At 41.4% G+C, this 10,923-nt stretch carries 10 protein-coding genes; 6 read left to right on the top strand and 4 right to left on the bottom strand.

Features of this window, described 5'->3' with window-relative positions; translation table 11 throughout:
- Positions 1 to 113: 113 nt before the first annotated feature.
- Positions 114 to 710: a GNAT family N-acetyltransferase gene (locus CSV77_RS08550; RefSeq protein ID WP_099673055.1), complete on the bottom strand. Its 597-nt coding sequence runs from the start codon at positions 708 to 710 to the stop codon at positions 114 to 116.
- Between the two features lie 407 nt (positions 711 to 1,117).
- The gene (locus CSV77_RS08545; RefSeq protein WP_099673054.1) at positions 1,118 to 1,732 is read right to left on the bottom strand and encodes a DUF421 domain-containing protein; all 615 of its coding nucleotides are present in this window, start codon (positions 1,730 to 1,732) and stop codon (positions 1,118 to 1,120) included.
- 55 nt (positions 1,733 to 1,787) lie between these two features.
- On the opposite strand from CSV77_RS08545, the gene CSV77_RS17260 reads away from it, so the two are divergent.
- Positions 1,788 to 1,922 (top strand): hypothetical protein, encoded by a 135-nt coding sequence (locus CSV77_RS17260; RefSeq protein ID WP_255407074.1) that lies wholly within the window; start codon positions 1,788 to 1,790, stop codon positions 1,920 to 1,922.
- A 75-nt stretch (positions 1,923 to 1,997) separates the two neighbouring features.
- On the opposite strand, the gene nhaC is transcribed toward CSV77_RS17260, so the two are convergent.
- Positions 1,998 to 3,377: a Na+/H+ antiporter NhaC gene (gene nhaC / locus CSV77_RS08540; protein ID WP_233212199.1), complete on the bottom strand. Its 1,380-nt coding sequence runs from the start codon at positions 3,375 to 3,377 to the stop codon at positions 1,998 to 2,000.
- A 265-nt stretch (positions 3,378 to 3,642) separates the two neighbouring features.
- Here nhaC and CSV77_RS08535 point away from each other — a divergent pair, with 265 nt between their 5' ends.
- Positions 3,643 to 4,905 carry a cytochrome P450 gene (locus tag CSV77_RS08535; protein WP_099673052.1) on the top strand — a complete coding sequence of 421 codons (1,263 nt, stop codon included), beginning with the start codon at positions 3,643 to 3,645 and terminating at the stop codon, positions 4,903 to 4,905.
- A gap of 153 nt (positions 4,906 to 5,058) precedes the next feature.
- Positions 5,059 to 6,555, top strand: coding sequence for a DASS family sodium-coupled anion symporter (locus CSV77_RS08530; RefSeq protein ID WP_199203725.1), 1,497 nt, complete (start codon positions 5,059 to 5,061; stop codon positions 6,553 to 6,555).
- A 187-nt stretch (positions 6,556 to 6,742) separates the two neighbouring features.
- Here the strand turns inward: CSV77_RS08530 and CSV77_RS08525 are convergent, their stop codons facing one another.
- Positions 6,743 to 8,254 (bottom strand): APC family permease, encoded by a 1,512-nt coding sequence (locus CSV77_RS08525; protein WP_099673051.1) that lies wholly within the window; start codon positions 8,252 to 8,254, stop codon positions 6,743 to 6,745.
- 235 nt (positions 8,255 to 8,489) lie between these two features.
- Here CSV77_RS08525 and CSV77_RS08520 point away from each other — a divergent pair, with 235 nt between their 5' ends.
- From CSV77_RS08520 to CSV77_RS08510, 3 genes are read left to right on the top strand one after another with little or no spacing between them, the layout of a single operon-like run.
- On the top strand, positions 8,490 to 9,311 hold the full coding sequence (locus CSV77_RS08520; RefSeq protein ID WP_099673050.1) for an amino acid ABC transporter substrate-binding protein: 822 nt from the start codon (positions 8,490 to 8,492) through the stop codon (positions 9,309 to 9,311).
- Positions 9,301 to 10,017 (top strand): amino acid ABC transporter permease, encoded by a 717-nt coding sequence (locus CSV77_RS08515; RefSeq protein ID WP_099630461.1) that lies wholly within the window; start codon positions 9,301 to 9,303, stop codon positions 10,015 to 10,017. The genes CSV77_RS08520 and CSV77_RS08515 overlap by 11 nt, the downstream gene beginning before the upstream one ends.
- Positions 10,014 to 10,751, top strand: a complete 738-nt coding sequence (locus CSV77_RS08510) for an amino acid ABC transporter ATP-binding protein (RefSeq protein WP_099673049.1) — start codon at positions 10,014 to 10,016, stop codon at positions 10,749 to 10,751. The genes CSV77_RS08515 and CSV77_RS08510 overlap by 4 nt, the downstream gene beginning before the upstream one ends.
- The last annotated feature ends 172 nt before the right edge of the window (positions 10,752 to 10,923 follow it).

The raw sequence follows: 10,923 nt of genomic DNA, 5'->3' as shown, positions 1-10,923 counted from the left end.
AAATGCTTGTTGATTCAATCAACTATTAGGTGATTATTTAGATGAGGAGTCAACTAATAAGATATTATGTATCAAGACACAAAAAATCCGGTCTATGAAAGACCGGATTTTCATCACATGCTCACTGTTGTGAAGGGTTCTAAAATATTCTTTTTTGGTTTCGTTTGAAATTGCAGAACTTTGTCAGTGGAATCGTATGAATCTCCATAGAAATCTTGGTCTTTGTAGGTGTGAATTTCTTCGTAGGTTGTTTTCATCGCGTTGAATACATCTTGTTCATCCGCTTGTGATGATTGCGGGGGTGCCCAGTATAGAATTTCGAGGATGGTTTGTTCTCCAGTAGCTAATGAACGCCGGTTATAGCCAATTTTCTGTGCGTGCGTGAATTTTTCACGTGCATAGAACTTCAGTCGCTTCATAGTATCTGGTTCGGACTCGTCTACTGGTTCAACTTCCAGTAAGATCGGTTTTTTCTTGGTTTTCAACGAATCCAGCAGTTTTTTTCCTAAGCCTTCACCACGTGCTACTGAAGATACGAAAAGATAGTCTACGAAAACGAAGTCCTCCGTTTCCACGTACATCAATACGTGTTTTGGTCCTTCTTCCTTATGGTAGACATTCCCTTTATCATTCAGTAATGTCTCCATATGTTCCTGTGACTTCATCTCTTCGATTGGAAAATACTCTTTCAATTTGTTGTACCAATGCATGTGTTAAATTCTCCTCCATAGGTAATGAATGTACCCGGAGCTTTTTGTTTGGGATCAAACAATGTGAGGAAAAAAGAGGTCAGAAAAAAATCCTCATACTTAGTATACTCTTTTTATAGAAAAAAACAAATCTAATTTTTAGCGTAAATTTTACTTTTTCATTATAACGAATCAAGACCAATATCAGGTGATGATATGACATTGGTCTTGATTATGCTTTACCTACGGCTTTTGGCGCTTGAATAAGCTCCTTTTTTATTCTTTTCATTCATTACGGTTTTGACGACAGGATATAACACCATTCCCCATTTTACTAACTTTTTAATTACTCTTATCATATATACTTCTTCCTTTCGATTTTGGAGTTGTTATTAGTAACTTCCCCCTTTCCCTCGCAAGTTAAACTTTTATTCAAGCGGTTTAGGAACAGAAGTAGGGTTTTCTATTTCCGTGAAGAGGTTGGAACTCTCGATGTTAGGCTTAGTCGTAAATGTGGAAGGAACAGTAAGGTCCAGTTGTTTGCTCATATCTTCCAATGTCAGCTGAAGTCTTGCTATGTCTTCCTTTGTCGCATATTGCTTGCGATCAATCAAGACATAACCAAGCTGTCCACTCATTTCAATAGTCGCCCATTTTACATCGTCAATTCTTTCAATCCCACTTTGCCGCAAATGCATTTCCAATTCATCCACGGTTAAGCGGAGTTTTTTCATAGTAGATATTTTGAGGATGCCATTTTCAATCACTACTTTAGATCTTCCACGTAAAATCCCTTCAAAGAAATTCCACTTCAGCGCGAGTAGTTCAAATATAAAAAGTGTCAGCACTAAAATAAAGGATAGGAACAAGGTTTGCCATAAGTTTTTACTTGTGACAGGCTGAATCAGTAATGTACCGACCGCAATCATTAAAACAGTTTGCCCAATTGTCATTTGTGAAATCGACTTACGACCGGAAATATGTAACAAAACAATGCCTGCCACAATAATGAGGACCGTTTTCCAAATTGAATCAAATTCCATTATGCTCACGTCTTTTCATGCGTTTAGCATTAATATGGATTAAACATTAAATAGTATGCATGATAATACTGATGTGTTTTTCGACAATATATTTTCTGACTGGATGGTCCATACACGTATTACAGACGGCAAAAAGAAGCTACACGCAGTCATGCAAGATGTCCGTCATATACAGGACCGACTTGCATGAAAACGTGCAGCTTTAGAAGAAGAAATCCGGCGGCTTGATCAGCAACAAGATGATATGGTCCTGTCGTAACTAAAATTAAATGCGTGTTAGGGTCTTCCCTAAATAACCAAATAGTACAGTCAAAATCGGGCTTAATAAACAGAAAAATGCAAAGGGTAAATAAGCGATCGTGGGAACATCCAGCACAGTAGTGATGAAAATTCCTGCTACACTCCACGGAACAAGAGGATTAATGACAGTTCCGGCATCTTCCATTACACGCCTCAAATTTTTATTTGCCAGTCCGACCTTTTCGTAGCTGGATTGGAAGGCCTGGCCTGTCAATAAGATAGACAAATATTGTTCGCCAATTAATACGTTAATGCCAATGGCGGTAAGTGCAGACGTCAAAATAACTGATGACACTTTACGTAACACACTTTCAATTTTTGCAAGTAAGCATTGCACAATACCTAATGAGAACAGCATACCGCCCATACTAAGTGCGAGCAAAACAAGTGAGATCGTGAACATCATGCCTTCCATTCCATCGCTGCGAGACAGCAATTCATCGACGACAGCGACACCTGTAGACCCTTCATAACCGCTAAATAAAATACTCAATACTTCGGAAACTCCATAAAAGGTATGAATATATGCAATGACAATGGCAGACAATGCACTGACAGCCAGTGTGAGAATAGCCGGTACCTTAACGAATGTCAAAATGATTAGCACTACAACAGGGATCAGCGTATACCAATGTATCAAGTTCGTACCCATGAGTGCATCACTGTATTTCTCGATTGTCGTAAAATCACTAGATGTCACGTTTGGTGATAATACACCAAATAAGATAAGTGAGATAAAGAATGCGGGAAATGTTGTCCATCCCATATTTCGGATATGTTCAAATAAATCTACACCAACAATTGAAGAGGCCAAGTTGGTCGTATCAGACAACGGTGACATCTTATCACCAAAGAATGCCCCCGAGACAATTGCACCTGCCGCAATTGGCAAAGAAAGTTCCAAAATATGCGCCATACTGATGAACGCCACGCCAATTGTGGCAACGGTTGTCAATGAACTACCGACAGATAAGCCGATAATGGCTGTGACGATGAACACGATGGCATAGAAAAAAGTGGGAGTAATGATTTGGAGTCCGGCATAGATCAAGGTAGGAATCGTCCCGCCCATCATCCAGCTACTCACAAGAACCCCGATGAAGAAAAACAAGAACACCGCGCTCATTCCGGAACTCGCACCTTCTACCAACCCACGTTCTAACTCTCTGTAAGAGATCTTCTTCCATAATCCATAGCCAAATAATAAAAGAATAGCAAATAAAATAGGTACATGTGGTACGGATTCGAATACTACGATACTGCTACTAATCATTACCACAATTAGCACTGTTAGTATGACCGACGCTTTAACGGTTGGCGTATGAATTGCCTTAATTGGAAACATGCTTATGACCTCCTGTAAATGTAGAAAAACTCCTGTCATCCCCTTAAAGGACGAAGGAGTACTCCGCTCTGTCTCTTTGCTGTTGCGAATGAAAATATGGATGATATTGATTCATTATAAAATAGATCACTCATTACATACATAGAAAGTTATCGTTTTGAATTTTATCACGTCAGAAAGATATGTCAATAGAGGAATAGACCGATTACATGCAAGCCGAACAGGGTAAAGCTATAGAAAGTATTTGAAAAGGAAGTGACCGTTCATGCAAGAGAACAGGACAATACCAAAAGTAGAAGGGAAAAGCCAGACGGCAAATATGATTCGTGAAGGGTACCAATTTTTACGTAATCGTAGAAAAGGGTTGCAATCCAATATATTTGAAACGCATGTACTTGGTGAAAAAGTCATTTGCCTGTCAGGAGAAAAAGCTGCAGAGCTCTTTTATGATACAGAGAAGTTTATTCGAAAAGGTGCTATGCCGAAGCGCTTCCAAGAAACATTAACAGGTGAAGGCGGCGTACAATCACTTGACGGAGCCGCGCATCAGCATCGTAAAGAAGCATTTATGTCACTCATGTCTGCAGATAAAATCAATCAGTTGAAAGAAATGGCGAGGGGTCAATGGGAGCGTAAGCTAAGCGACTTTGAAAAGCAACAGGAAGTGAATGTCTATAAAGAGGCACAGGAATTACTTCTGCGCTTAGCCTGTCAGTGGGCGGGCGTTCCGTTAAAAGAAAAAGAAGTACAAGAGAAAAAGGAGGCAATTATTCAACTTTTTGAATCACCTGTCACGCTCGGTTATAAGCAGTGGAAAGCGAAGAAAGCACGGCAGGTATTGGAGACATGGCTTGGTGGTCTTATTAAATCCGTTCGAAAAGGTGATTTGATTCCTTTTGAAGGGACAGCTATGAAAGTCTTTGCCTTTCACCGAGATGAAAATAATGAGTTGCTGAAGGAAAGAATAGCTGCTGTAGAAGTATTGAACATCATTCGTCCGATTGTGGCAATCTCTATCTATATTGCATTTGAAGTACACGCAATCATTCAGCATCCACAAGAGCATAAGAGATTGGCTTCAGGCGATGAAAAAGATTTGCAAGACTTCGTTCAGGAAGTACGCAGACTCTATCCCTTCTTCCCGTTCAATGCTGCACGTGTGAAAAAAGACTTTACGTGGGAAGGTTATACATTTAAAAAAGGAACGCTAACGATGCTCGACTTTTATGGAACGAATCATGATCCATCTATATGGAATAATCCCGAAGTGTTTAATCCGATGCGATTTAAGGAAGAGCCGATCACCCCATATAATCTCATACCACAGGGTGGGGGAGAGTTCGTCCTTAACCACCGTTGTGCAGGAGAGTGGGCGACAATTGAAGTGATGAAAGTGAGTTTGGATTACTTTGCGAACCGTATGACATTTGATGTGCCAAAGCAGGATTTGAGCTACAGTCTCGTCGACATTCCGAGCATCCCGAAAAGTAAAATCATTTTAAAGAATGTAAAACGAAAGAATTACTAAGCAGTTAATTGTCTAAAAAGTGATCTGCTTCCTAAAGCCGCTTTATTACAATGTAGTTCAATATCGCTCTAACATATTTCGCGAATACAGTTAATTGTAAAACATTTTGGGTATGATGAAAAAATAACTACATCTAGAAAGGAATGAACACTTGTGACAACGACACAAGAAGATTCGCGTCGACCTGAGAAGAAAAAACGCAATCTTAATGGAGTGTGGATACTCTTAGCATTCGCTACACTCCTAACCATCGTTTTACTCCCTAACCCTGCAGATCTCCCTGTAGTCGGCCAAAGAGCACTTGCTATCTTAGCATTCGCAGTTATCCTATGGGTAACAGAAGCCGTACCGTACCCTGTCAGCGCAGCCATGATTCTTGGGTTAGCCGCAGTGCTCCTCGGCCTCTCACCAAATATGGAAAACCCTGGGGAACTGCTAGGAACGCAAAATGCCTTGAGAATGGCGTTGGCCGGGTTCTCGAGTCCCGCTGTAGCACTAGTAGCGGCAGCGTTGTTCCTCGCAACGGCTATGCAGACAACCAATTTGCATAAACGCTTAGCGCTGTACATCCTTTCGAAAGTAGGCGTCAAGACCGGAGCGATTATCTTTGGTTCCATCGTCGTATCCATCGTCTTAGCATTCTTCGTACCAAGTGCAACTGCGCGTGCCGGTGCGGTCGTACCGATTTTGCTTGGTATGGTCGCTGCATTCGGGTTACCAACAAACAGTCGATTGGGAGCTTTGCTCGTCATCACGGCTGTTCAATCCGTTTCAATCTGGAACGTTGGCATTAAGACGGGCGCTGCACAGAATATGGTGGCGCTTGGCTTTATTGAGAAGGAGTTCGGTGTATCGGTTGCCTGGAGTTCATGGTTCTTGTATGCTGCTCCATGGTCTATTCTCATGTCAATCGCTTTATACTTCATCATGAAGTTGGTTATTAAACCGGAAACGCAAGTAGTAGAAGGCGGTAAGGAATTGATTCAAGGCCAATTAAAAGAACTAGGCAAAATTAAAGCTTCCGAACTCCGCTTGATTGTCGTTGCAGTTGCTTTACTATTCTTGTGGGCAACAGAAGAAAAACTGCATCCATTTGATACAACGACTGTCACTATAGTTGCCATTGCGATTTTACTGACGCCAAAGATTGGTGTATTTGACTGGAAAACTGTTCAACAAATGATTCCGTGGGGAACGATCGTCGTCTTCGCTGTAGGTATCTCACTGGGCACACTATTATTAGATACAACAGGTGCACAGTGGCTGTCTGATAAAGTGTTCGGTGCAATGGGCTTAGACACTATGCCATTGCTCGCAACGATTGCTTTACTGTCGCTATTTAATATCTTGATTCACCTCGGATTTGCCAGTGCAACGAGTTTATCATCTGCACTGATTCCGATATTTATTGCTTTAGCAACGACTATTTCACTTGATGTCAATGAAGTTGGATTTGTTTTGATTCAGCAGTTCGTCATCAGTTTCGGGTTTTTGTTGCCTGTTAGTGCTCCGCAGAATATGTTGGCATATGGAACCGGTGCTTTCTCGGTGAAGGACTTCTTAAAGACGGGTGTTCCCCTTACGATTATCGGTTACTTACTAATCTTGTTATTTAGTGCGACATACTGGCAGTGGATTGGACTTCTATAAGACTGTACGTAGCGAAAGCAGTGAGCGTTAAGTTCCCTGCTTTTTACCGTGAGGAAAGGAAAGAGTAGGTGGAATAGCACTGTTGATCTGAAGCTAATGATACGTACATCCTTCACCTGCTATATAATCGTAAGAAAGGACCGCCACAAGCAGTGTAGATTTGTGGCGGTCCTATTATCTAGTATGTCTACGAACGAGTGGCATGTGGAATTGTCAGATCTGAATTTTGTTTTGTAGGCGCTGTATCCATCACTTCTGATTCGATGGATTTACCTAATACGTAATACTCGGTTTCTTCTTGCGTTAGGCTGTTATAACGCTTGCGGATAGCCGTATAGAAGACTACTCCAACGATTGTCCAAGCGAATAACAGTATGTATGAAGGAGTTGTGAGTGTTGCTGGAGAGTTTGGCACAAGTAATAATGCCAAGAATGACCCACTCGCCACCATACCTAGTAATGCCAAGAACTTTTTTAATGGTGCAATTTCGCGTCCCATTTCTTCTTTGCCAAAAGCAAGTACTTTAAATGCTGCGAGACAAGTGAAGAAGTAGGCTACGGATACGCCCGTTGAAGACATGTCAACGATCCATGTCAATGCTTGACGACCAAACCATGGTGTCGGCAATGTAATGAATGCTACGAACCAAATCCCCCATTTAGGCGTTTGGTTAGCTGTCATCCCACGGAAGAAGTTAGGTAACGCACGTGCGCGCGCCATAGAGAATAATAGACGACTAGAAGACATGAAGAATCCATTCAAACCAGTGAAGATGCCCATGACAATCGCCACTGCCATAACAGCTAATCCTCCAACCCCTAGTGCGGATTGAACCACATCACCTGTTATCCATAAATCACCGCTTCCGATACTTGCTGATGCAGGGTATGTCCAGCTAGTTAAGCCAATCATGATTGCATAGATTATGAATGAAGTGAAAAGAGAAGCTACAATTAGCATAGTTGCTTTACGGGGAGAGAAGTTAAATTCTTCCGCGGCTTGTGGCACATTATCAAATCCAACGTATGCCCATGGTGCAATCGCCAATACTACAAGTATAGAAGTAATAATGGACTGGTTACCTTTAAACAAAGGTTGCATATTCGCAAGTGGTTGTTCGGCCCCAGCGAATGTGAAGATACCGAGTACTAGGACACCAGCAACGAGTAAGACGCTGAAATAAAATTGAATCCGACCTGAAATACTCGTTCCTGTCGTGTTAATAAACGCAAATACTAAAATCACTAAACTGGCAATGAGTATTTCGGGTATGTAGACGTCCCACCCCGCAACGTTATACAGAAACCCTTGTTTCATAAATCCAGGCGCTAAAAACTTCAGTAATAAAGTGAGTGCAGAAGCATTCAATGCGACAATTGATATATATCCGAGTGACAAGAACCAGCCGCAAATAAACGCCCATATTTTACCCGCCGCCACAAAAGCATATGTAAATCCGCCTCCAGAAACCGGAAACTTCTTGATCATTACGCCATAGCTGGAGGCGATGATCATCATCACGAGTGCTCCAATTCCTAATCCAATGACTGCGCCAAGTGGTCCGGAAGATTGAATCCAATCTCCTGGTAAGATGAACGCGCCCCAACCAACAGACGAGCCGAGTGCGATTGCGAAAACCCATGATGGCTTCAATGTTTTATTTAATTTCCTTCGTGTGTTCTCATATCCTTGATCCATGTGATCCAACCCCTAAGTTAGTAGTATAGCGATTGTATGCCCTTTCTTTAGATAATTAAAACGTGTAAGGGATCATATTATTATTTTACTATTTTAAGAAAGAAGTATTTAGTTTTGATGATGAATTCTGTATAGTGTAATAACATACGATATAAGATTTAGATGTTGACAGAGTCTACACAATCTTTTATGATTCTAAACAACAAATACTTATAAGAATAGTGGGGTTTTATAAATGAAGAAAGTACTTATACCATTTATGATCGTTTTATTGGCTGCTTTTTTGGTAGCATGTGGCGGCAAAGAAGAAAGTAAGCCTAACGACTCCGCTGAAAAACCAACAGAGCAAGACGGTCTGCTTGAAGATGTACTCGCAACCGGTGTGCTCAATGTAGGAACGGAAGGAACATACGCACCTTTCTCTTTTCATGATGAATCGGGAAAGCTCACAGGCTATGATGTAGAAGTTACACAAGAAGTGGCTAAACGTCTAGGGGTGGAAGCAAAGTTTTTTGAAACACAGTGGGATGCTGTTTTCGCAGGATTAGATGCAAAACGGTTTGACATGATTGCCAACCAAGTCGGTATTAATGAAGAGCGCAAAGCAAAGTATGAATTCTCTCAAGCATATACGCACTCGAATTCTGTTTTAGTTGTTCGTGAAGACTCTGATATTGCGTTTGATGGAATGGAAGGAAAAAAAGCTGCGCAGACATTGACAAGTAACTACGGTGAACTAGCGAAAGCTTTTGGTGCGGAAATTATAAAGATTGACGGTTTCAACCAAGGCGTCGACTTAGTCATTTCTAAACGAGTAGATGGTACGTACAATGACAAACTTTCTGCACTCGATTACTTGAAGCAAAAACCTGATGCGCCTATTAAAATTGTAGAAGAAGAAGAAATCTCCAAAGATAATCAATCGGAGAGCGCTTTTTTATTCAGACAAGGCAATGAGGACTTAATAGAGGAAATAAACAAAGCGTTGGATGCGATGCGTGAAGACGGTACATTGAAGACGATTTCCGAAAAATGGTTCGGCGAAGATGTATCTTAATACGATTGCGCTAAGTCCCGAACGGATACAGAGATTCCAGGAAATCGCATCAACATCCATCGGGCCTTTGATTGAAGGGGCTATTAAGTATACGATTCCCTTAGCAATCATCGCATTTAGTATTGGATTGATCATTGCAATATTTACTGCCTTGGCAAGAATTTCATCTAGTAAATTCTTGCGGGCAATAGCGCGGGTGTATGTATCAATCATCCGTGGAACGCCTTTGCTTGTACAATTATTTATCATATTCTACGGTTTGCCAACAATCGGAATTACCATTGATCCTTTCCCGTCCGCGATCATAGGATTTTCACTGAATGTTGGTGCCTATGCCTCGGAAATCATTCGAGCGGCAATACTGTCCATTCCTAAAGGACAGTGGGAAGCAGCATATTCTATTGGAATGAATTACTCGCAGGCATTGCGGAAGATTGTTTTACCACAAGCAGCCAGAGTTTCTGTGCCACCGCTTTCGAATTCCTTTATTGGACTGGTAAAAGATACGTCTCTCGCAGCTACGATTTTAGTAGCTGAGACATTCAGACGGGCGCAAGAAATTGCCTCCATGAACTATGAGTTTTTATTCGTCTATGTCATGGCAGCTCTTGTATATTGGGTGATTTGTTTCATCTTGTCGATTATTCAAGGAAGAATTGAAATACGCCTGGATCGTGTTGTCGGTAAGACGGGGGGATTATCATGATTTCTATACAAGGACTGAAAAAGTCTTTCGGATCACAAGAAGTGATAAAAAATGTAGATTTAGAAATCGAACAGGGAAAAGTGGTCGTGATAATTGGGCCTTCGGGTTCTGGTAAATCTACGTTGTTACGTTGTTTGAATGTGCTTGAAACACCGAATAGTGGGGTGCTGTCTATAGATGGGCAGAAGTTAGACTTTAATTCGGCGGTCTCTAAAAAATCTATCAGTGCATTCCGACGATTGACGGGAATGGTATTTCAAAGCTATAATCTGTTTCCTCATCTAACAACGACAGGCAATGTAACAGAAGGACTTACTACAGTCAAAGGACTATCGCGTAAGGAAGCTGTGAAGAAGGCAGAACTGTTACTTGATAAAGTAGGGTTGGCTGAACATAAAGACAAGTATTCTTTCCAACTTTCGGGTGGTCAGCAACAGCGTGTTGCGATTGCACGAGCGCTTGCGATGGATCCGAAAGTCATGTTATTCGATGAACCGACATCTGCTCTGGATCCTGAACTTGTTGGCGAGGTACTTCGAGTTATGAAGGATCTAGCGCATGAAGGTATGACGATGGCTGTTGTAACGCATGAAATGAGGTTCGCTAAGGAAGTTGCCGATGAAGTAATCTTTATTGATCAGGGTGTCATTGTAGAACGCGGTGCGCCAGCTGAGATCTTCAACTATCCAAAACATGAGCGTACAAAAAAGTTTTTGAGTTTATTACAAGTATAGATACAGATAACGCTTGGCACATTAGATGCCAAGCGATTTTTTGTGTTGAAATTGAAGGAAAACAGCCTTTGCGCTCATTAATTAGATTAAGCGAGCATAGTTCATCTTCCACCGCTCTATGATACTTCACGGGCGCTCTATTAACTCCCGTGAACGCTCTATTAGCTTGCCT

The sequence above is a fragment of the Sporosarcina sp. P16b genome (assembly GCF_002743065.1).
GTDB lineage: Bacteria > Bacillota > Bacilli > Bacillales_A > Planococcaceae > Sporosarcina.
Note: the sequence above shows the minus strand (reverse complement) of the source record. Positions and strands in the feature narration are given on the sequence as shown.